Genomic DNA, 21228 nt, shown 5'->3' with positions numbered 1-21228 from the left:
TAACGATCCTATGCTTCAAGACAGTTTGCTTTCTCTGAAAGACGATATGGTGGCCTTTATCGAAGGCCACGGAATGCGCCGCGTACCCGCTTACGTCGGCGACGAAGTGCCCAACGTTCTGTGGGAAGACGATTCAAACCCGGATAGCTGGAAGGATTTTGTCGAAACCGCGAAGGCGGCCGGCGCCATCTTCCTCACCATGAGCGAAACCGTGCTCGAAAAGGGAGATCTCGAACTGCTGCTGCAAGAGCTGCAGGAGGCCAATTTCCCCGACGACGAGGCGCCCGAGGTCGACGAGGCTCAGTCGCTCGCAACGCACGTGGGCAAGGTGGGATACATCCAGCTCGGCTTCATGCACCAGGGCGTGGCCTTTCTGCATGAGAACACCACCGAGTGGTACGAGCGTTACCAGCGTCTGCTCGAATCCGTCGAAGGCTTCGGCGATATCGTCTTCAACGACGAGGACACAGACGACGAGTCGTGAGTTCGCCAGAAGCCGTTCGCACCATTCCCGCAGTGCCGCGGCAGCGATGGATCTTCCCTGAAGTCGATGACGCCCAGGCCTCCGCTCTTGCGCGAGAGGCGCAGATTCCCCTCCCGGTCGCAGAGCTGCTGCTGGCGCGCGGCATCGGCGACGCTCATGCCGCCCGGCAGTTTCTCAATCCGCACTTCGATCAGCTCCTCGATCCATACTCGATGTTGGGAATGGATCGCGCCGTCGTGCGCATTCAGCAGGCTGCAGCTGCGCGAGAGCCTATTCTCATCTACGGCGATTACGACGTAGATGGCACCACCGCCGTCGTACTCCTCAAAACCGCGATCGAGATGCTAGGCGGCCATGTCCGCTTTCACGTTCCACATCGGCTGCGCGAAGGCTACGGCATGCAGCGCGAGATTCTGGAGATTGCTGCGCGCGAAGGAGTTCGGCTAGTCATCAGCGTGGACACCGGGATACGCGCCTTCGCCGCTGCCGAGGCCGCCGAAACACTCGGGCTCGATCTCATCGTCACCGACCATCACCTGCCGGAAGCATCTCTCGGATTGCCGAAGGCGCTGGCCGTCCTCAATCCCAATCAGCACGGCTGCGGCTATGCCTGCAAGCACCTCTGCGGCGCGGGAGTCGCATTCAAGCTCTCGCAGGCACTCCTCGAGGCGCTTGATCGCGATCGTGCTCGAACGAAAATTCTGCCGTCTTTTCTCAAGCTGCTGGCCATCGCCACTATCGCCGATGCCGTCCCGCTGCTTGGCGAGAACCGCGTGATCGTCGCTCTGGGCCTGGAGCAACTGCAGCGCCCGGTTCACTCCGGGCTGCGCTCGCTGATGGAGGTTGCTAAGCTCGACCCGGCGAAGCGCAAGGTTACGCCTACCGATGTGGGCTTTCGCCTCGCACCCAGAATCAACGCCGCGGGACGTATGGACATCGCATCCGAGGTCGTCGAGCTGTTCACCACGAAGGATGCGCAGCGTGCCCATGCTATCGCCGAGAAGCTCGAGCAGCTGAACCAGGATCGCCGCAACACCGAAGCGGCCATGCTGACGGAGATCGTCGCGCGCCTCGACGAGCCGCAGTTTCAGGAGTGCCGTTGCGTGGTCATCGACGGCGACGGCTGGCATCGCGGCGTCATTGGAATTCTCGCCTCGCGCATCGTCGATCAGACCGGCAAGCCAGCCATCGTCATCGCTCACGAAGATGGGGAAGCCTACGGCTCGGGCCGCTCCATCGCCAGCTTCCACTTACTGAACGCGATCGAGAGCTGTCACGATCTCTTCACGCGCTTCGGCGGCCACTCGCATGCAGTCGGCTTTTCCCTGCCCTCCGCCCGCGTTGAACAACTGCGAGAGCGGCTGGCGGCTTATGCAGCAATCCATCTTATGGAAGAGGATCTCGGCTCGCCGCTCAACTGCCACGCCCCACTGCCGCTCGATCAGGTCACGGACGAAATCTTCTCCTGGCTGAAGAAGCTGGAACCCTGCGGCATGGAGAACGAAGAGCCGATATTCGTTGCGCGCGCGGTGCGCCTCGCCGCCGCGCCGCGGGTCATGAAGGAGAGGCACATCAGCCTGGCGCTCGTGCAGCAGTCTACTGGGACACAGCTTCGCGCGCTCGGCTGGAACTGGGCGGATCGTGTGCAATCGCTGGATCTGCGCGAAGGCTCCATGCTCGATGTCGCCTATCGCATCCGCATGAACGAGCATCCCGATTTCGGCGGACTCGAGCTGGAGATCGCCGGATTGCAACCGGCAGCAGAATCGATCTGAGCCCCGCACCTAGCTCTTGGGAGCTTTGGTCATCGGCTTCAGAATCTCATCCAGATAATTCGGCGTTCCATCCACGCGCACCAGGTGCGGGAAGCGCAGCCCGTCGTGATAGTCGAGATGCACAACCTTGTAGTAGCCGGTGTTCACCACGATCAGCTCGATGGGCGTGGTATTCCCCTTGGCATCGCTGATCGCATCGCCCAACAGGGATGCGGTGTACTGCCGCCCGTTGACGGCCACAACCTGCATGCCCGGCCCAAGTCCGGCTTTGTCGGAGGGCGAACCGGCGAGCACATCTTCGATGCGGCCGTCGCTGCCCACATTGATGCCCAGAGACCACCATGCCTGCGCGTCTCCGTTCACCGCCTCGCGCGCCTGGATGTATTCACCGGGCGCATCCGTGTAAACCAGCTTATAGCCGCCGTGCTCGATGCCGTTCAGCGGAGCATGTGGCGCCTTCGTCGTCAGCCTGTCTTTGAGGAACGAAGCCCAATCGTAAGGAACGATGGCGTTCAGATTGTCGACAACATCCTCGAACGTATACGGCACAACCTTCGGCGACGTGTTCCCGCCAACGCTTTCGAACCGCGCACAGAAATCGTTGAGACTCTTGCTACCCTTGGTCAGCTGGCGGATGGTCGTGTCCACGTCCAGCCAGACCAGTTCGCCCTCCTGATAGTAGTCGACGCTTCGCCGCCAGTTGTCCCACTGAGTGCTGGTATCGTAGAGAATCTGCGCCGCTGTCGCGGTATCTTGCAGATCGCGCCAGGTGCGCCCAGGCCGGTAATCCAGCGTCGCCGCACTCACTGCCAAGCCCGCACGATATTCATCGGCTGTCTCGATGCCGCTGCGCGCCGCCAGCACGTCGCCCAGGTATTGCGTGAGCCCTTCGTAGACCCACAGCAGCTCGCCCTTCATCGGATCTTCGTAATTGCCGGTCGCCAAGCCTGCAGGCCGGCGATACTTGCCATTCCATGAATGCGTAAACTCGTGCGGAAGCAGATCGGCCGAGAGAAGAGCTAGATTGTCATCGAGAAATGTCTTCTCCGACACACGATCGTCGCTGGACTGATGGTGCTCGAGGCCAAAATGCGCGACCTGGTCGCTCAGCGTGACCAGGAAATGGTAACTGTCATAGTGGCGTGAGCGATAAAGAGCGCCAGTCTCACGCACCAGATTGCTGTAAGCGGCAAATGCATCTGGCTTGATGCGCAGATCCTCCGGTCCATCGGCTGCAAGATCGAGGAAGTGCTTCGGAGTTACCTCGGGCGCCAGGGGATACTCCTGAAAATATTTGCCCGCGAGCAGCGGTGAATCAATCAGCTGCTCCAGCGAGACGGTTTCGAACTGGATGACTCCGTTTGCCGCGCTCGATTTTGTAAGAGCTGTTCCGTACTTCCAGTCGGCGGGCAATTTCACAGCCGGCGAGACGCTGATCTCGGCGGCGTTAAACCCCGCAGGATAGATCAGCACCTCGTTCCAGCTCAGCATCGCAAGGTTGGCGCTGGTCGATGCACCGGCGGAGAATCCCGACGCCGCTGCGGTGGCCAGGAAGTCCAGCTTCACATCCAGCGACGAGACACCTTCGGGAACGTTCACATGAAAGGCGAACATATTCACGTCGTCGCGCTTCCAGGACAGCTCGTGATCGCCGGCTCGAATGACCAGCCCGGCTAGATTGTCGACCGGCCCCGTCGGCCCATGCTCTCCGGGAATCCACTTGGGATAAACCAGCGTGAGATCCCCCGCCTTTACCGGAATGGAGAGCTGCGCATGCAGAATTTTGCGCGGCGCATCTGTCACATCAACGGTTACGTGAATCGGCTGGGAAGATTGAGCGAAACCAGCAAGTGCAGAAAATGCGAGCAGGAGACAGGGGAGTAAGCGAACCTTCAAAGGGCAAGACCTCCGGAAACGGCACTTCTAGTGTAATTGTCAGTGAGATTGACGCCGCTTCTGCAGCCTTTGTCGACGGCGCAAGCCGCAATCTTCGCACGCAGTGCTAAACTCCGGCCATGTGTGCGGCAACATCTCGCGGATTTTTTGTGACCTTCGAAGGACTGGACGGCTCCGGCAAGTCGACGCAGCTGCGTAAGCTGGCGCAATGGCTGGAAGCGGAGGGCCGCGAGGTCACGGTGACCCGCCAGCCGGGAGACACCCGCATTGGCGAGCTTATTCGTACTCTGATTCTCGATTCGCGCACAGAAAACCTGGCTCCCAAGGCCGAGCTGGGTCTGATGTTCTCGGATCGCGCCCAGGGCATTGCCGAGGTCATCGAGCCCGCGCTGGCCGCAGGCCGCATCGTCCTCTGCGACCGCTTCACCGATTCGACAGAAGCCTACCAGGGTGGTGGAAGGCAATTGGGCAGCGAGCTGGTGTTGAGTCTGCACGCAGCCATGTGCGCAGGCTTGCAGCCCGACCTGACTCTGCTGCTGCTCCCCGATTTCGAGCGCTCTCTCACTCGCGCCCGAGCCCGCAATACGCGTTCGGCGAGCCGCGGCAAAGACGAAAACCGCTTCGAAAAAGAGGACGAAATCTTCTATCGCCGCGTTTGGGATGCGTATCACCAAATCGCCATCCGGGAAACCGTGCGTGTGATCGCAATCGAAGGCGATGAGGGCATAGAAGAGGTGCATCAACGTATCGTGGAGAGAGTAAAACAGCGTCTAGGGATGCATGCCTGATCTGCAGGAAAGCCCGTCATTCTGAGAGCAGCGAAGAGTCTCAACGGGCCTCAATTCCTTTCATTCCTGAAGACTCACACCTAGACTCAAGCGGCTAAGGCGAATGTATAACTCCAGCGGCTGGAAGATCGAAGAGCGAGGCGGCTATCGTTATCCGCCGGGGTTGAAGCTGAATCTCCCACTTTATCTCTCGCGACGATTCTTCCGCGTGGGTAATCCCATCCTGCTCTTCGAGCACCTGGTCGCGACCTACGGCAAGATGGCCCATTACCGCGTCGGTCCCAGCGACATCGTCCTTGTCAACGAGCCGGAGTTCATTCGCGAAATCCTCGTAATGCAGCCGCACAACTTCATCAAGGAGCGCACCCAGAAGCGCATGCGCATCCTGCTCGGCGAAGGCCTCATCACCAGCGACGGCGAGTTTCACAAGCGCCAGCGCCGCATCGCCGCGCCCGCCTTCCACCGCCAGCGTATTCAGGCTTACGGAGAGCTGATCGTTGATCGCGCGGCGGCCATGGGCCAAAGTTGGAAGCAGGCCGTCGAGATCGATATATCCGCCGAGATGATGCGCCTCTCTCTGCAGGTCATCGCACGCACGCTCTTCGCGCAGGAGGTTACGCCCGATATCGAGAGCATCCATCGCGAAGTCAACGCGATCATGAAGCTCTACAACTTCCTCATCGCCCTACCTCGCGCCGAAGATTATCTTCACCTGCCCATCCCCGGCCTCATGCGCTTCCGCCGCGCTCGAAGGCATCTCGACGAGGTTGTGCATCGCATGATCGCCGACCATCGCGCCAGCGGAGTCGACAGCGGAGATCTGCTCTCCATGCTGCTTCGCGCGCGTGACGAGGAGGGAGACGCGTCCAACCCCTCGTCGGGCATGAGCGACGAACAGCTCCGGGACGAGGTGCTCACCATCTTTCTTGCCGGCTACGAAACCGTGGCGAATGCCCTCGCATGGACCTGGATGCTGCTCGCGCAGAATCCCGAAGCCGAAGCCAAGCTCCACGCCGAGCTCGACCAGGTGCTTGAAGGCCGCCTACCGACGCTCGAAGACCTGCCCAGACTCCGATACACGGAGATGGTTCTCGCCGAATCCATGCGCCTCTATCCGCCGGCATGGGCCATGGGCCGCCAGGCCACGGTCGATGTCCGTATCGGCCCCTATTTCCTCCCCGCCGGGACTTACTTCTTCTTCAGCCAGTACCTCATTCAGCGCAGTGCCGAGCATTTTCCCGAACCGCTCCACTTCGAGCCGGAGCGCTTCACACCCGAGCGCAAAGCCGGACGCTCGAAGTTCGTCTACTTCCCTTTCGGAGCCGGCAATCGCCAGTGCATCGGCGAGGCCTTCGCGTGGATGGAAGCGAATCTCATCCTGGCCACGCTTGCGCAGCGCTGGCGGCTGCGCTTGGTGCCCGGACAGAAGCTCGAAGTCCAGCCCAAGATCACGCTTCGTCCCAAGTACGGAGTTCGCGTAGTCCCGGAAGCGCGATTCTGAAAAAGAGTGCTCGCTCGTCTTGAGACCCTGGGTCGCATCCCGGAGAGATGCCCATCCCTTCAGGAAATACCGTAATCTGGATTCGTGAGCTTTCGTGATTTCGTCGGCAATGAGGCAACCGTAAGGCATCTGCGCGAGGCCATCGCAGCAGACCGCCTGCCGCAGGCCATGATCCTCACCGGACCGCGCGGCGCCGGCAAATTCACGCTCTCGGTCATGCTGGCGCAGACCGTGAACTGCCTTCAGCCCACCGAAAGCGATGGCCTGCCCGACTACTGCGGGGTCTGCTCGAATTGCACCAGGATCGTCCAGGCCGCCGACCTCGATGCCCGGGTGAGTGAGGCCATCGCCGCACGCGAAGAGCTGCGCGAGGTCGACAAAAAAGAGACGCGGATTCTCATTCAGACGCACCCTGACGTGCTCATCATTCCGCCCGATCCTCCGCAATTGCTCATCAAGCTGGGACAGGTTCGGTCGGTCATTCGCGAGATATATCGCATGCCCGCCGAAGCCAAGCGCGCCGTTTATATCTTTACCAGCTCGGCATTCATGAAGGAGGCGGCCAATTCCCTGCTCAAGATTCTCGAAGAGCCGCCTTCGCACGCCAGCATCTTTCTCCTGGCGGAAAACCTGGGCGATCTGTTGCCGACCATCCGCTCTCGCGCTGGCATATTCCGTCTTGGTGCGCTGCCCCTGGAGCAGATCGAGAGCATTCTCGCGGAACGCCGAAGCGACTGGAAGCCGCAGCAGCGAGCCTTGGTCGCTCGTCTGGCCCAGGGAGCGGTCGGCCAGGCAGTGGGCTTCGATCTCGAAGGCTACCTCGCCAGCCGGACCGATGCGCTGATCATCCTGCGCCATGCGCTGCGCGAACCCGATTTTTCCGTGCTTTTCAAGATGACCGAGACCTATCGCGCCGGCGCCGAAGGGCAGGAGAAGACCTCGAAGCTGCTTCGCGCGCTGCTCAGCCTGCTGGAAGACCTGCTGCTTATCCAATCCGGAACCGCGCACATGACGAGAAACATCGATCTGGAGAAGGAACTCAATGCCATGGCCCAGCAGACCAGCCTTCCCTGGATCGAAGCCGCTGAGCGCGGCGTCTCCCAGGTGGAATCGGGGATGCGACGCAATCTCCTGCGTTCGCTCACCCTCGATGCTTTCGCCACAGCGCTTCCCCGTCTTTAACGTGAACAGCCGTAGAATTTTCGTCTTTTCGCAAAGGGAAACCTCCAGCTAAATCGATAACAGAGGCTAAGTACCAAATCTTTCTGGATATCCGGCACCAATCTCGGCTACCATACGACCCAGATATCCAAAAATGACTTGCTCACGGGCGACTGCGGAAGCACGCACCCGCATCCCATGTGCTTAGCATTGACCAGACAACTATGGCGAATTCCTCCCATATCCCTGCCGGGAATCTGCATGAAGTGCGCCCCGGCTTCGCGAAGGACCAGGCGAGCCTCCGGCTTCGCGCGGTTCCTCCTCCGGTTCTCCAGGAAGCTGCCTCTTCCGGATCCGTCAACGGCAATATCGGCGAGGTTGTTGGCCCGCGGAAGCTGGTCCGCCCCAAGCTGCCTGCGGGAGTGATGCGGGAACGCGCCTTTGCATCCCGCGGAGAATCACCCATCCTGGCGCATCAGTCGGCGATGATGATCCCTCACGAAGACCACGCCGGATCGCACGCCGAAGTCTTCTATTTCCAGAAGCAGGTCCAAACCCAGACGCTAATGGTCTTTGTTCTCGAAGATGGAGAACAGGTCGAAGGCTACATCGAATGGTATGACCGCAACGCCATCAAGATCCGTAACGGCAGCCGCACCTTGATCTACAAGTCGGCGATCAAGTATCTCTACAAGGCCGGCGAGAACCATACCGCCTTCGAGACGGCCAAGGGAAACCGCTAGAGCAACTCACTCCGTCCGAGCCGCTTTGCTCAGGCGGTCTCGTATTGCCACACCAATGCCTTCGGCTTCCGGCAAGGGACAGAGGATGACCGTCGCACCTTGAGCATCCAGCCAGCGCAGACCGGCGAAGAGCCTCTGCGCCAGCTCCTCGTAATCGTCCCACCGGCCCCAGCGATAAATCAGAGTACCTTTCTCTGCGGCTATTTCCGAAAATTCCTCGGGCAGCATCAGCCCCAGGGTCTCACCCGGAAACCCATTCGCTTGCTCAGCAAACCGCCGAGCCTGGTCAGGGCCGGGCTCGACCAGCACCAGCCGGGCATGCGGCGCATAGTGACGAATGCCGACTCCCGGTGAGGGCAGCGCTTCCGGCGCGGCATTCTGGTCCCGCTCGTTGGCGATAAATTCAACCGCATCCTTACAGACGCTGCGAATCTGCGCGAGGGTGATCGCACCCGGCCGATACACGACGCACGGATGCTGTCCCGCATCGACCACCGTCGATTCGAGACCATGCTCCGTTCCCGTCTCCCCGCTACCCGTATCGAGAATGGCATCGATGCGTCCGTCCAGATCGTCGGCAACGTGCTGCGCCGAAGTCGGGCTGGTGTGTCCGAAGAGATTGGCGCTGGGCGCGGCGATGGGCACTCCGGCCGTGCGGATCAATTCTTTTGCGACCGGATGCTGTGGCATGCGAACGCCGACCAGCGGACGGCAGGCAGTCACGATTTCCGGGATGCGGGGATGGCGCGGTAGCAGCAGAGTCAGCGGACCCGGCCAGAAGGCGTCCATCAGTCGCTTGGCGTTACGCGGAACACTCGCTGCAACGTGGTGCAGCATCTCGATATCGGCGATGTGGACGATCAGCGGATCCCATGACGGACGCTGCTTGGCGCGGAAGATCTTTTCCACTGCATCCGCACGCAGTGCATTGGCCCCCAGACCATAAACGGTCTCGGTCGGGAAGGCGACCGTCCCGCCCTCGCGGAGAATGTGCGCCGCAGCTTCGATAGAAGCTCGTGACGACGCATCATTCAAATCGCTCGCATCGACAATAAGCCTTGGAGTCTGCATCAATCTCTCTCACGCGTTGTGGAAGCGGCGGTTCCCGAACCTCTTGCACGCCGCGGTATTTCACTATTATCCATCCACTTTCTGCGAGTTTCGGCGACGGACTACCGCATCCGTCCTATACTTTTCCAATGAGCACCGTTGAGATCGAGGTCAAGTTTCGCGTGAAGGACGGAGCAGCCCTCGAAGCCAGGCTCGGTGAGCTCGGCTTTCAGCAAATCACGCCGCGCACCTTCGAGCGGAATGTGCTCTATGACACTCCGGACCGGCGACTGCGCAAGGAGCAGGCGATTCTGCGTATTCGCAAATACGGCGATCGCTGGGTGCTTACCCATAAATGCCTGCCGCCCGATCATGACCCGCAAGCGCGCCACAAACATCGCGTCGAGACGGAGACGGAAGTTGCCGATGGTGAGGCAGCCGGCGCAGTCTTCACGCAGCTTGGATATCGGCCGGCATTCATCTACGAAAAGTGGCGCACCGAATACGCCGACCAGACCGGCCATTGCGTGCTCGACGAAACGCCTATCGGATTCTTCGCAGAGCTCGAAGGCCCCGAAGAGTGGATCGATAACATGGCCAAGCGGCTCGGCCTCGAACCTTCATCCCTAATGACGCTCAGCTACGGGCGGCTCTTCGAACGGTGGAAGCAGGAGACAGGCAGCCCCGCCAATGATCTTACTTTTACAGCGATCGGCGAGCCCCAACCGGCAAGGTGAACTTTAGGAATACCAATTCTCGATCTTCAGTCCCGGCACCTTTGCAAATTCTCTGGAGTTTCGAGTAACCAGGATCAGATCGCGAATGCGCGCTTGACCGGCAATCAAAGCATCGAACGGTCCGATCGTAGAGCCACATGCCGCCATGAAAGCGCGTATTTCGCCGGCTTCTCGCGCATCTTCGCGGTCAAACTCTAACACCTGGAAAGGCAGTCCATCCGTAACGATAACATTCGTCTCATGTGAGCTTTTGAAGGCGCCGTAATACAACTCGTGCATCACGATCGCCGAAACTGCAATGTCGTTACTGTTGTAATGAAGCAATTGACGGCGCAGGGCCGGTGCTGCGTTTCGCAGCACGTCAATCACAACATTGGTATCGAGAAGATACTTCAACGCGAAAAGAGCTCATCGAGCCCTTCTCTTTCCTCCGCAGGCGGCTGCTCCCTTGCAGCCTCGAACATGTCATCCGAAAACTTGCCTTCAATACCCTGAAGCCACGCCCAGTCATCCACAATCGGTTCGAGAATGACCGCATTCCCGTGACGGCGCACCCGAACCTCGTCGCCGTCGAAACGAAATTCCTTGGGGAGACGAACTGCCTGCGAGCGGCCGGACCAAAACAACTTGGCTTTCTGCGTCATAGCCCCTCGACGATATCCACCAAAAGTATATATCAAGGCCCCTATGCAAAAGACTAAGCCTCGCCGGCCCCGTGGCACTTCTTATATTTCTTACCCGACCCACAAGGACAAGGATCGTTGCGCCCCACCTTGTCGCCGGACCTGCGCTGTGCGACCTCGTCGGCGGTCTCTCCGCCGCCGGCCATGCGTGCATGCTCCAGCTCGCGCTGCTTCTTACGCTGAAACTCGCGCTCGATGGCATCGATGGTGGTCGAAGGCGCAGCTGCAGGCGGTCGCGACGGCAGTGCCGGAGGAGCCGACCGGTGTCCATTGGTGCCAGCTCCGTTGCTCCCCGCTCCGTTCGTGGGTGCGAGCGCGTCGGCAGATGCCACCTGCGGCGCCGCCGGAATCTCGCGCCGCGGCTGCGATGGAATCGCCACCGGTTGGCCATCCGGCCCGACGATCTGCATCAGGAACAGATAGCGCACCGTGTCTTCCTGGAAGCGCCCCATCATGTCCTCGAACATCTCGAAGGATTCCTTCTTGTAAGCCACCAGCGGATCCTGCTGACCGTAGCCGCGCAGGCCGATGCCTTCCTTCAGGTGGTCCATGTTGAGCAGATGGTCCTTCCACAGGCCATCCAGCACGCTCAGCATGATCATGCGCTCGTGGAAGCGCATCGCCTGATCGGTGATGATCTCTTCCTTCGCCTCGTAGCGCTGCTTCAGCTTCTCGAAGAGCGTCTCGCCCAGCTCATGCCGCGTGAGCTGATCGACCTCTGGCACCTCGGTGGTGAGATCGAATCCGAATTGCTCGATGAGCTTCGCTTTCAATCCATCCATGTTCCATTGATCCGGGTGAGCCTTCTCCGGAGCAAACTCGTCGATCATGTTGCTGAGAATGTTCGCGACATAATCTTCAACGATGAGTTCTTTCTGATCGAGCCCTTCGAGCAGCTGGCGGCGCAGTCCGTAGACGGCCTCGCGCTGCTTGTTCATTACGTCGTCGTATTCGAGCAGGTGTTTGCGGGATTCGAAGTTCTGCGATTCGACCGCCTTCTGCGCCGCTTCGATGCGCTTTGAGATCATGCGCGACTCGATCGGCACGCCCTCTTCCATGCCCATGCGCTGCAGAAGCGTCGAAACCCACTCCTTGGCAAAGATGCGCATCAGGTCGTCTTCGAGCGAGAGATAGAAGCGCGAGGCTCCGGGATCGCCCTGGCGCCCGGCGCGGCCGCGAAGCTGATTATCGATACGCCGCGACTCGTGGCGCTCGGTGCCGAGAATGTGTAAGCCGCCTGCAGCGATCACCCCCGCATGCTCCTCGTTGGTGCTCGCCGAGAAGGCGTTGTAGGCGCGCTTCCAGTTCTCTTCGGTAGTCTCGAATTCCTGCCCCTGGTAGTAAAAGCGAATCATGCCCGGCGCCGCCGTCGGATTGATGGCGCCTTCGGCCACGCTGATGGAGCGTGCCGCACCCTTCTTCACCAGATCCTGCTTGGCGACGAAATCGGCGTTGCCACCGAGCAGAATGTCGGTTCCACGGCCGGCCATGTTGGTGGCGATGGTGACCATGCCCAGACGCCCGGCCTGTGCCACGATCTCCGCCTCGCGCTCGTGATACTTCGCGTTCAGAACCACGTGGCGCACGCCCTTGCGCTGCAGAATCTGCGAGAGCAGCTCCGACTTCTCAATGGACGTGGTGCCCACCAGCACCGGCTGATTCTTTTCATGCAGCGCGGCGATCTCGTCGGCTACGGCGAAATACTTTTCCTTCGCCGTGCGGTAGACGACGTCCGCATTCTCGATGCGCAGCATTGGCTTGTTGGTGGGGATGACGACGATTTCGAGCTTGTAGATCTTGTCGAATTCGGCCGCTTCCGTCTCGGCGGTTCCCGTCATGCCGGCGAGCTTCTTATAAAGCCGGAAATAATTCTGGAAGGTGATGGTCGCCAGCGTCTGGTCTTCACGGCGGATGTTCACGCCTTCTTTCGCTTCAACGGCCTGGTGCAGACCGTCAGACCAGCGGCGGCCGGGCATCAGGCGGCCGGTGAACTCGTCGACGATGATGACCTCGCCGTCCTTCACCACGTACTGCACATCGCAGCGATAAAGCTTGTGCGCCTTGATCGCGACTTCAACGTGGTGCTTCAGCTCCCAGTTCTCGACATCTGCGATGTTGCCGATGCCCAAAAGCTTTTCTATCTTTTCCCAGCCGTCGTCAGTGACGGTGATGGTCTTGTGCTTCTCGTCGACGACAAAATCCTTGGTCAGGATCTTGGTCTCTCCCTCTTCGATCTCCTCGCCCTCTTCCAGCCCGGGGATGATGCGGTTCACTCGCACATACTTATCCGTGGTCTGGTCGGTGGGGCCGGAGATGATAAGCGGAGTCCGCGCTTCGTCAATAAGGATCGAATCGACCTCGTCGACGATGGCGAAGTAATGCCCGCGCTGCACGCAATCGGCGATCTCGAACTTCATGTTGTCGCGCAGGTAGTCGAAGCCAAACTCGTTGTTGGTGCCGTAGGTGATGTCCGAGGCATACGCCTGGCGACGCGTCTGGTCATCGAGATCGTGAACGATCACGCCCACGGTCAGCCCTAAGAAACCGTAGAGCTTGCCCATCCACTCGGCATCGCGCTTGGCCAGATAGTCGTTCACCGTGATCACATGCACGCCATGACCGGCGAGTGCGTTCAGGTAGCACGCCAGCGTGGCAACCAGGGTTTTGCCTTCGCCGGTCTTCATCTCGGAGATCTTTCCCTGATGCAGAACCATGCCGCCAATCAACTGCACGTCGAAGTGGCGCATCTGCAGCACCCGGCGGCCGGCCTCGCGGACCACAGCGAAAGCCTCGGGCAAAATCTCGTCCAGAACCCGTTTTTCAGCAGCGATGCGCTCGTCGGCATCGGCGATTCCTTCCAGAGCGGCGGCAATACGGGAGCGGAACTCATCCGTTTTGGCGCGAAGCTGCTCATCGGAAAGCTGCTGCAGAGCCGGCTCCAGACGGTTGATCGTCTCCACACGGGGCAGCAGACGCTTTACTTCGCGCTCATTGCTGGTGCCAAAAACCTTTGTTAAAGCATTTCCTATCAAGAGGATTCCTTTTGCGCCGCAGCATCGACACCGGCGGCATAGCTATTGCAAAATACACTCCTAGTGTAGTCGACTCTGCCCGATTCTGCAGGTGAGCGGAAACCCTCCGCAATTGCTCCAATCTGGAGCACGCAACGCGCACATTGCTCGACGTTCCGGCAGTGCTGTGGATCCGCGGCCCGGGTTCGCGGATACGCCCGCCTCATCCGGATTCGCAGCCTTCGCACAGCGATCTGCCGCGGTAAGCTCATAGGGAAGTCAGCGGGATTTTTGGTGATGCGACTACCCGCCAATAGGTTTTCTCTCGCAAAAAAAATTGGAAATTAACGTTTCGGCCAACTCATTCATTCCTCTAAGGTTGAGAACACCCTCCGCGGAGTGAGGGCTTAATTCAGGCCGTAATTCCACATTCTGGTCATAGGCATTTGCCCGAGATATGGTAAATATCTTTCATTAGTTACTAAAAATTGGTAATTATCGCGGTTCTGTCGGATTAACACGGCGTTGTTCGCCCGAAGATTAGACCTGATTTGAGCAAGTGTCGGACGAATTATGCCGATCATGCGCTTACCAGGGAGCCGTAAACTTCCATCGCGCGAGTACAGACTCTCTTTTGTCTCGAACGATATGGCTTCTTTGCTTGAAGCGTTTCCCGCTTCGCCTCCCCTTGGTTGACAACTCGCTCAATCGTGGATTGCGCCCGCTGCATCGGCCGCACTTCTCTCTTCTCGACACCGCCGGCGCCAGCCTTATGCGGTCTTGAGTCAGCGCTCGGTTCAACACAGGAAAGCTTAGGGGCAGAAATATGAATAGGAAAATGTTCGCTTTGAAATACAACAACTTGTTATTGTCGATTGCATCATCATTTTTTCTTCTTCTATCCCTCAACGCCTTCGCTGCCCCCGCTCCGCCCACGCCGCCGAAAGCCGGAGGATCGGGAGTGGTGTACTACGTGAGCAATCTCACCGGGAATGATTCGAACCTCGGCACCTCCACCGCCGCCGCGTTCAAAACCATCGGCAAAGCCGCATGGATCGTCAATCCTGGCGATACGGTCTACGTAATGAATGGAACCTACGCCGAGCAGGTTTATATCAACCGTTCGGGCTCCGCATCGCTTGGCTACATCACCTACCAGGCATATCCCGGACAGAAACCCGTCCTGGCCAACTACAACGCCTACGCCGCATTCAATTTCGCAGCGGGAGTTTCCTACATCATCGTCGACGGATTTTCGGTCACGGGCAATGCGCAAAGCCTGACGGCATCCCAGGCCCAATCCATGCTCAGCAACACATCCAGCTCCGTCAACAACGGAGACTGCATCGCCGCCAAAGGCAATCACATCGTGATCCGCAATAACACGCTCTCCTACTGCCCGGGCGAAGGCCTAGGAGCAACCGGAGATTATCTCTACATCTATAACAACGTCATTCACAACAATGCCTACTGGTCGCCGCTGGCGAAGAGCGGTATTTCCGTTCAAGGACAGAGCAGCGATACCAGCGCAGCCACAAAGATCTGGATCTATAACAATATCGTCTATAACAACCAGAATTTCATCTGCAACAAACCGCAGACCAATCCCTGCGTGATCACCGACGGCGAAGGCATCATCTCAGACAGCAATAAGGTCAATGACTATGACGGCCGGACGCTGATCTTCAACAATGTGATGTACAACAACGGAGGCCCCGCGGTTGCCGTCTACGATAGCCAGCATGTCGATGTCGTAAATAATACGGCGTACATGAACAATGTCTCTGCCACAGAGCCAGCGCCCTACAACGCGCACACTGAAGATTCTGAGGTAGCGGTGGGCAATTCCTCCGATGTGCGTGTCTTGAATAACATCATGTACTCGCGCACGGGCGCTCCCATCCTGTATGTCTTCGGGATGGAGCTCGATGCTGTGGATTGGGACTACAACATCGACTACAACAGCGTGGGGACGCTGACCGGGGTGGGCAGCCACAACCTGATTGTGAACCCCCTCTGCGTGAATGCCGGGGCGCACAATTTCAACCTGAAGGCGGGATCGCCGGCAATTGACGCCGGCACCAACATCGTCGATGTAACCACCGACTTTGCGAGCGTCTTGCGCGCCGGGGGCATCGATATCGGCGCATTCCAGAACCAGTAGCCTGCAACAAACTCGAGGTGCGCGGCCAATTCCAATGGCCACGCACCCCGAGCCATTTCGTACAATCGCAGCCGCCACCATATCCGCGCCTTACTGTGCTCCATTCCTTCGTCTCATCACTTTGCCCTCGGATGTGTGCGGTCGTACACCTCCGCTACCTGCCCTACCGTGAGCTGCGTGTAGCGCTGCGTCGTCGACAACCGCTCGTGCCCCAGCAGTTCCTGAATGGCGCGCAGATCCGCTCCCTCCTCCAGCATGTGCGTGCCGAAGGCATGACGCAGGGTGTGGGGATGCACATCTGCCGGCAGTCCATGCGCCAGGGCAATCTGCTTCACAATGCGCCCCACGCTGCGAGTGGTCAATCTTCCCGATCCTCGCAGGCGCGCGTTGAGCAGCAGCGCATCTTGATCAATACGGGCTCCGCTGCGCTTTTGCGCGGCTGATATCTTCGCCTCGCGCAGCGCCAGTTTCGCTTCCCTGGCCGGAAGATAGGCACGTAGAGCAACCGCCGCGGCATCGCCCATGGGAACATAGCGCTCTTTGCGCCCCTTGCCGCGCACCAGAATCGCATCGTTCGCCCAGTGCAGGTCGCGCAGGTTCAGCCCCACCAGCTCGGCGTTGCGAATGCCGCAGCCATACAGCAACTCGAAGATCACGCGGTCACGCTCCGGCCACGCTGCCGTTTCATCCCCGCCATCTTCCCCGACCGAATCCACCACCCGGTTCATCTCTTCGATGGTGGGCACGCGCGGCAGATGCTTGGGCAGCTTGGGCGTCGCCACCAGAGCCGCCGGATTCTGCTTGACATATCCTTGCCGCGCCATCCATTTGAACCACGAACGAATCGCTGCCAGCGCCCGCGCCACAGAGGCCTTTGACAATCCCCTGCCGTAGAGCTCGCTCAGATAACTCCGGATCTTCTGGTGTTCGATCAGCGCCGGATTGATGTCTTGCCCCAGCGTCTTCGTCAGAAAGATGGAGAAATTCCTCAGCTCGCGTTCGTACGCGCGAAGCGTATGCGCCGAGGAGCCCTTTTCATAAGCGACAGACGACAGATACAGGTCGACCAGTTCCGCGATAGGCGGGGTTGTACTCATTTGCTCTCTCGAGTCGCCCGGGGATGATGCATTCGATGTACCGTCTTCAGCCGATTCAGAGCCAGATGGGTGTAAACCTGCGTAGTCGCAATATCTGCATGGCCCAGCAGGGTCTGGACCGTACGCAAGTCCGCGCCGCCTTCGACCATGTGGGTGGCGCAGCTATGCCGCAGCATGTGCGGGCTGGTATGGCTGCCGGCGGCACGCACCAGCTGCCATATCCACTGCCGGGTAAGCGGCTCACCGCGCACGGAGAGGAACAACTTCCCCGCGTCGCGCTTACTCTTCTGGAGTTCCGGCCGGCCCAACGACAGATATTTTTCAATCGCCTCGACTGCGGGCCGGCCCAGCGGAACGATACGTTCCTTATCGCCCTTGCCGCGCACCTGCACCCGCCCGGCCGCGAGCGAAAGATCGACCACATTCAGGCCGGTCAATTCAGAAACCCGCAGTCCACCGGCATAAAGCAGTTCGAGGATGGCCCGGTCCCGCAGCGAGATGGCATCCGCCTCGGGATGATCCGCGGCCCTGCCGGCGCGATCCAGCATCTCCGTCACTTCCGACTGCGCCAACGACTTCGGCAGCACTTTCCAGCTGGAGGGAGAATCGAGCGTTACCGTGGGATCGCGGTCGATGCGTTTGTCGAGCAGCAGCCAGCGGAAAAATCCGCGCAGGCAGGAGAGCTTCCGGGCCATCGAACGCGATTCCACGCCATGCTTTCCTAGATGCTCGAGAAATCCGGAGACATGCTCGCGAGTGGCCTTCGCCAGTGAGGCGTTTGAGTTCTCCTGATATTCGGCGAATTGCAGAAGATCGCGCTGGTAGGCCTCGCAGGTTAGCGGACGCAATCCCTTTTCGACGCGCAGGTAGGCCAGATACTCGCGTATCAGTTCAAGATTGCCCGCCCCGAACGCGGCATCGTCGCTTCGAGCCATAAGTCCATTATCTGCCACCGTCAGGCCCGCAATGCGTACTCTAACCAGCGTGGCCTCAGCAGGAACCAACTTCATCAGCTGCCGTCTGCACAGGCCGCCTCAGACCAAAAATTCACGCTTCATCTCTCTGTTATGCAAAACTGCATCGTATCGCGCACAATAGTATTCAGGAGCTTGAGCCTTGACGACCGTCCACGCCGCCCCCGCGCGCTACACCCTGCCGGAGTTCGAAAACTCCGTTCTTTCCCTCTCGCCGTCGATCGCGGTCTTTGACTGCGACGGTACGCTGTGGGGCGGCGACGCAGGATACGGCTTCATGATCTGGTCCATCGAGACCGGGCTGGTCTCCCGCAATGCCAGCGACTGGATCGACTCGCGTTATCGCCAGTACCTCGCCAGCGAGATCTCCGAAGCCGAGATGTGCGGCGAGATGGTGCAGATTTATGCGGGACTGCAGGAGAGCGAGCTGCGCCACGCCGCCGCGGAATATTTCCGCCTGCACATCGAATCGCATATTTTTCCTGAATTACGCTCGCTGGTCGCCCGGCTGCATGAGAGCGGGGTCCAGATCTGGGCCGTCAGCTCGACCAACACTTGGGTGATCGAGGAAGGCGTCCGGCGCTTCAATATTCCTGCCTCGCGCGTGTTGTCAGCGCGTGTCCGTGTGGATGACGGCCGCATCACCAGCGACCTGGTTGCCGTTCCCACTGACGAGGCCAAAGCCACGGCGTTGAAGCAGGCCGGCGTAACCCGTCCGGACGCGGTCTTCGGCAACTCCGTGCATGACGCGGCAATGCTGGCTATCGCCCAGCGGGCCTTTCCGGTGAATCCCACCGCTGCCTTGGCTGAAATAGCGGCGCAACGTAACTGGACCGTCTTCTATCCAGAGTCCGTTCTTACCGACAGCAAGCTCTAAAGTGCCAGGACTTCGCTGGTGAGCTGTTCTTCGCTGCTGGCCAGCGCCAGCTTGCCGAGCAGCTCCTGAAATTTCGGTGTCTCTCGCAGGGGATCGAAGGGCGGAAAGATCTTGGCGTAGGCCAGGAAGGCATCCCTTCCCTGGTAGGCCTTGTCGAGCCACTCCAACGCTTCTTGTTCTTCGCCGAGCCCGATGTGAATCAACGCCGGAGCAATGGTCGAAACATATCGCTGCTTGGCCACATCCTTGAACTGCATCAGGATCACTCTGGCATCCGCTGGGCGTCCAGCCAGCGCATAGGCATAGCCTAGAAAACCCATTCCCAGAGGACTGTTTCCGGAGCTCGCAACGCCGCGTTCCAGCCACGAGAGCGCGGTCTCGAACTCTCCTTGCCGGATCGCGACCAGCCCCATGCAGGCGAGGCCCTCGACGTAATCCGCAGCGAGATCGAAGACCTTGCCGCACTGCTCGATCGCCAGTTCGTAATTCCCGGCATAGTAATGGGCCCAGGCAATGCCTGTGCAGATGCTCGAGGAGAGCGGATCGAGCTGCCGCGCCGTCCTCAGCTCAAGCAGCGCAGACTCATGCCGACCCGACTGCAGCAGCAGGATGGAATAGAAGAAATGGCTCCCTGAAAATACCGGGTCGAGTTCGATGGCGTGCAGCACCAGCTCTTCCGACTGACGCCAATCCGAGTTGTTGAACAGGAAGCACTTGGCTAACACAATCTCCGCCTCGGCCAAGTAGGGATCGATCTCCCGCGCCTTGAGAGCCAGCTCACGGCCGCGAGCCCATGCTTCGCTGGGAGGCATCACGCCCCAGAAACCCAGGCTGACGAAGCAGTCGGCCAGCCCGGCGTACGCAGGCGCGCACATAGGATCTACCGCGATGGCCTGCTCGAAGCACTGCATCCCTTTGCGTGAAGCTTCCGGGATCCGCAGCCCCCAGTAGTATCGTCCCTTGAGATAGAGCCCGTGAGCGTCGACGTTGCCGGTGTAGCGCGGGCGTAGCGGCGCAACCTCAGCCTTCAACTTCTTCTCGAACATGCCGGCCACCGAAACGGCAATATCCTCCTGGATGGCGAAGACATCTTTCATTTCGTGATCGTATTTCTGCGACCAGAGATGATAGCCGTGGACGGCATCGGTCAACTGCACCATGACGCGAAGTTTGTGACCCGATTGGCGCACACTGCCTTCGAGAACGGTATTTACGTTCAGCCGTTCGGCAATGGTTCGCACGTCCTGTGACTTGCCTTTGAACTCGAAGGCCGAGGTGTGCGACACGACGCGCAGCCCTTTGAGCTGAGAGAGCAGATGAATCAGCTCGTCAGTGAGACCGTCGCTAAAGTACTCCGCCTCTTCACCTCCGCCTACATTGGTGAAAGGCAGCACTGCGATAGCCATAGGAGCAGGGCTGACGCCCGGTACCTGAATCGAAGTGGGCGAACCTACTCCATGGCGCAAAGCATGAAGGTGGGCAAGCAGCTCCTCCGCTCGCTGATAGCGTTCGACGGGATTGCGGGCCAGGCAGCGGATGATCACCTGCTCAATTTCGTCCGATATGTCGTGGCGCAGTTCCGAAGCGCGGGGAATATCTCCGTGCGCGATGGCTTCGATCACCTGCGATGGCGTTCCCACAAAGGGACGCCGTCCGGTGACCATCTCGTAGAAGACCACCCCGAGCGACCACAGATCGCTGCGATGATCCGCCCGCCCTTCGATCTGCTCCGGCGACATATAGCCCACCGTGCCCACCACCGCTTCACGTTTGCTCCGAGCGGGATCGCGGCTGAGCTTTACCAGGCCGAAATCCAGAATCTTAACCACGCCTTCCGTGGTGACGATCACATTCTCCGGCTTGATATCGCGGTGGATCAACCCGTGACGATGGGCCTTTGCGAGGCCCTGCGCAATATCGACCGTGTGCCGGAGAGCGTCCTCGATCAGCAAGGGGCCATGGCCAAGCTTGCGGCGAAGTGTCTCGCCCTCGTAGTAGGCCATGACGATGAAGAACCGCCCATCGGCGTCCTTCTCGATTTCGTAGATGGTGCATACATTGGGATGGTCGAGTGAGGAAGCTGCCTTCGCCTCGTGGATGAAGCGGCCCATCGCTGCATCGTCTGCAGACCGCTGCGGCTTGAGAAACTTGATAGCCACGAACCGTTCCAGGTTCAGATCCCGAGCCTTGTACACCACGCCCATCGCCCCTTCTGCCAGGAGCTCCTGAATCTGGTAATGTGCGATGGTTTGGCCAATCATGGTCCCACTATTCTAAGGCGGATTTG

General features: G+C 59.5%; 17 protein-coding genes. 9 read left to right on the top strand and 8 right to left on the bottom strand.

Annotated features, from left to right (window positions below; translation table 11 throughout):
- Positions 1 to 10 precede the first annotated feature (10 nt).
- Together XX99_RS03825 and recJ are read left to right on the top strand one after the other, a co-directional pair.
- Positions 11 to 484 carry a hypothetical protein gene (locus tag XX99_RS03825; RefSeq protein WP_050058013.1) on the top strand — a complete coding sequence of 158 codons (474 nt, stop codon included), beginning with the start codon at positions 11 to 13 and terminating at the stop codon, positions 482 to 484.
- Positions 481 to 2259, top strand: coding sequence for a single-stranded-DNA-specific exonuclease RecJ (recJ, locus tag XX99_RS03820; protein WP_231581130.1), 1779 nt, complete (start codon positions 481 to 483; stop codon positions 2257 to 2259). Before XX99_RS03825 ends, recJ begins: the two co-directional genes overlap by 4 nt.
- A gap of 9 nt (positions 2260 to 2268) precedes the next feature.
- Here the strand turns inward: recJ and XX99_RS03815 are convergent, their stop codons facing one another.
- Complete coding sequence (locus XX99_RS03815; protein WP_050058012.1) at positions 2269 to 4155, bottom strand: M61 family metallopeptidase; 1887 nt, start codon at positions 4153 to 4155, stop codon at positions 2269 to 2271.
- 149 nt (positions 4156 to 4304) lie between these two features.
- On the opposite strand from XX99_RS03815, the gene tmk reads away from it, so the two are divergent.
- The 4 genes from tmk (at position 4305) to XX99_RS03795 (ending at position 8348) form a co-directional block, all read left to right on the top strand.
- Complete coding sequence (tmk, locus tag XX99_RS03810) at positions 4305 to 4943, top strand: dTMP kinase (protein WP_311732204.1); 639 nt, start codon at positions 4305 to 4307, stop codon at positions 4941 to 4943.
- Between the two features lie 103 nt (positions 4944 to 5046).
- Positions 5047 to 6444: a cytochrome P450 gene (locus XX99_RS03805; RefSeq protein ID WP_050058010.1), complete on the top strand. Its 1398-nt coding sequence runs from the start codon at positions 5047 to 5049 to the stop codon at positions 6442 to 6444.
- A gap of 84 nt (positions 6445 to 6528) precedes the next feature.
- The gene (locus tag XX99_RS03800) at positions 6529 to 7626 is read left to right on the top strand and encodes a DNA polymerase III subunit (protein ID WP_050058009.1); all 1098 of its coding nucleotides are present in this window, start codon (positions 6529 to 6531) and stop codon (positions 7624 to 7626) included.
- A gap of 203 nt (positions 7627 to 7829) precedes the next feature.
- The gene (locus tag XX99_RS03795) at positions 7830 to 8348 is read left to right on the top strand and encodes an RNA chaperone Hfq (protein ID WP_050058008.1); all 519 of its coding nucleotides are present in this window, start codon (positions 7830 to 7832) and stop codon (positions 8346 to 8348) included.
- Positions 8349 to 8354: 6 nt separating this feature from the next.
- Here XX99_RS03795 and XX99_RS03790 read toward each other — a convergent pair whose 3' ends face one another.
- Positions 8355 to 9419, bottom strand: a complete 1065-nt coding sequence (locus XX99_RS03790) for an L-threonylcarbamoyladenylate synthase (RefSeq protein ID WP_050058007.1) — start codon at positions 9417 to 9419, stop codon at positions 8355 to 8357.
- Between the two features lie 128 nt (positions 9420 to 9547).
- Here XX99_RS03790 and XX99_RS03785 point away from each other — a divergent pair, with 128 nt between their 5' ends.
- Complete coding sequence (locus XX99_RS03785) at positions 9548 to 10135, top strand: class IV adenylate cyclase (protein WP_050058006.1); 588 nt, start codon at positions 9548 to 9550, stop codon at positions 10133 to 10135.
- Between the two features lie 3 nt (positions 10136 to 10138).
- Here XX99_RS03785 and XX99_RS03780 read toward each other — a convergent pair whose 3' ends face one another.
- The 3 genes from XX99_RS03780 to secA are packed head-to-tail and all read right to left on the bottom strand — an operon-like array spanning position 10139 to position 13850.
- Entirely contained in the window at positions 10139 to 10531 is a 393-nt protein-coding gene (locus tag XX99_RS03780) for a type II toxin-antitoxin system VapC family toxin (protein WP_050058005.1), read from the bottom strand.
- Positions 10528 to 10779, bottom strand: a complete 252-nt coding sequence (gene vapB, locus XX99_RS03775; protein WP_050058004.1) for a type II toxin-antitoxin system antitoxin VapB — start codon at positions 10777 to 10779, stop codon at positions 10528 to 10530. Before vapB ends, XX99_RS03780 begins: the two co-directional genes overlap by 4 nt.
- Positions 10780 to 10832: 53 nt before the next feature.
- The gene (secA, locus tag XX99_RS03770; RefSeq protein ID WP_050058003.1) at positions 10833 to 13850 is read right to left on the bottom strand and encodes a preprotein translocase subunit SecA; all 3018 of its coding nucleotides are present in this window, start codon (positions 13848 to 13850) and stop codon (positions 10833 to 10835) included.
- 817 nt (positions 13851 to 14667) lie between these two features.
- On the opposite strand from secA, the gene XX99_RS03765 reads away from it, so the two are divergent.
- Positions 14668 to 15993 carry a choice-of-anchor Q domain-containing protein gene (locus tag XX99_RS03765; RefSeq protein WP_050058002.1) on the top strand — a complete coding sequence of 442 codons (1326 nt, stop codon included), beginning with the start codon at positions 14668 to 14670 and terminating at the stop codon, positions 15991 to 15993.
- A 116-nt stretch (positions 15994 to 16109) separates the two neighbouring features.
- Here XX99_RS03765 and XX99_RS03760 read toward each other — a convergent pair whose 3' ends face one another.
- The gene (locus XX99_RS03760) at positions 16110 to 17090 is read right to left on the bottom strand and encodes a tyrosine-type recombinase/integrase (protein WP_050058001.1); all 981 of its coding nucleotides are present in this window, start codon (positions 17088 to 17090) and stop codon (positions 16110 to 16112) included.
- Positions 17087 to 18025 carry a site-specific tyrosine recombinase gene (locus XX99_RS03755; RefSeq protein ID WP_050058105.1) on the bottom strand — a complete coding sequence of 313 codons (939 nt, stop codon included), beginning with the start codon at positions 18023 to 18025 and terminating at the stop codon, positions 17087 to 17089. Before XX99_RS03755 ends, XX99_RS03760 begins: the two co-directional genes overlap by 4 nt.
- A 181-nt stretch (positions 18026 to 18206) precedes the next feature.
- Here XX99_RS03755 and XX99_RS03750 point away from each other — a divergent pair, with 181 nt between their 5' ends.
- The gene (locus tag XX99_RS03750; protein ID WP_050058000.1) at positions 18207 to 18941 is read left to right on the top strand and encodes an HAD family hydrolase; all 735 of its coding nucleotides are present in this window, start codon (positions 18207 to 18209) and stop codon (positions 18939 to 18941) included.
- On the opposite strand, the gene XX99_RS03745 is transcribed toward XX99_RS03750, so the two are convergent.
- Entirely contained in the window at positions 18938 to 21202 is a 2265-nt protein-coding gene (locus tag XX99_RS03745) for a serine/threonine-protein kinase (protein ID WP_050057999.1), read from the bottom strand. The genes XX99_RS03750 and XX99_RS03745 overlap by 4 nt on opposite strands.
- Positions 21203 to 21228 lie beyond the last annotated feature (26 nt).

Origin of the sequence: Silvibacterium bohemicum (assembly GCF_001006305.1) — a bacterium.
In the GTDB taxonomy this organism is placed as follows: Bacteria; Acidobacteriota; Terriglobia; order Terriglobales; family Acidobacteriaceae; genus Silvibacterium; species Silvibacterium bohemicum.
Note: the sequence above shows the minus strand (reverse complement) of the source record. Positions and strands in the feature narration are given on the sequence as shown.

What these genes read in the sequence shown, in the direction of transcription:
- XX99_RS03825 (WP_050058013.1), top strand. Translation starts at nt 11, where the DNA reads ATGCTTCAAGACAGTTTGCTTTCTCTGAAAGACGATATGGTGGCCTTT.
- XX99_RS03805 (WP_050058010.1), top strand. Translation starts at nt 5,047, where the DNA reads ATGTATAACTCCAGCGGCTGGAAGATCGAAGAGCGAGGCGGCTATCGT.
- XX99_RS03795 (WP_050058008.1), top strand. Translation starts at nt 7,830, where the DNA reads ATGGCGAATTCCTCCCATATCCCTGCCGGGAATCTGCATGAAGTGCGC.
- XX99_RS03790 (WP_050058007.1), bottom strand. Translation starts at nt 9,419, where the DNA reads ATGCAGACTCCAAGGCTTATTGTCGATGCGAGCGATTTGAATGATGCG.
- XX99_RS03785 (WP_050058006.1), top strand. Translation starts at nt 9,548, where the DNA reads ATGAGCACCGTTGAGATCGAGGTCAAGTTTCGCGTGAAGGACGGAGCA.
- vapB (WP_050058004.1), bottom strand. Translation starts at nt 10,779, where the DNA reads ATGACGCAGAAAGCCAAGTTGTTTTGGTCCGGCCGCTCGCAGGCAGTT.
- XX99_RS03765 (WP_050058002.1), top strand. Translation starts at nt 14,668, where the DNA reads ATGTTCGCTTTGAAATACAACAACTTGTTATTGTCGATTGCATCATCA.
- XX99_RS03760 (WP_050058001.1), bottom strand. Translation starts at nt 17,090, where the DNA reads ATGAGTACAACCCCGCCTATCGCGGAACTGGTCGACCTGTATCTGTCG.
- XX99_RS03755 (WP_050058105.1), bottom strand. Translation starts at nt 18,025, where the DNA reads ATGGCTCGAAGCGACGATGCCGCGTTCGGGGCGGGCAATCTTGAACTG.
- XX99_RS03745 (WP_050057999.1), bottom strand. Translation starts at nt 21,202, where the DNA reads ATGATTGGCCAAACCATCGCACATTACCAGATTCAGGAGCTCCTGGCA.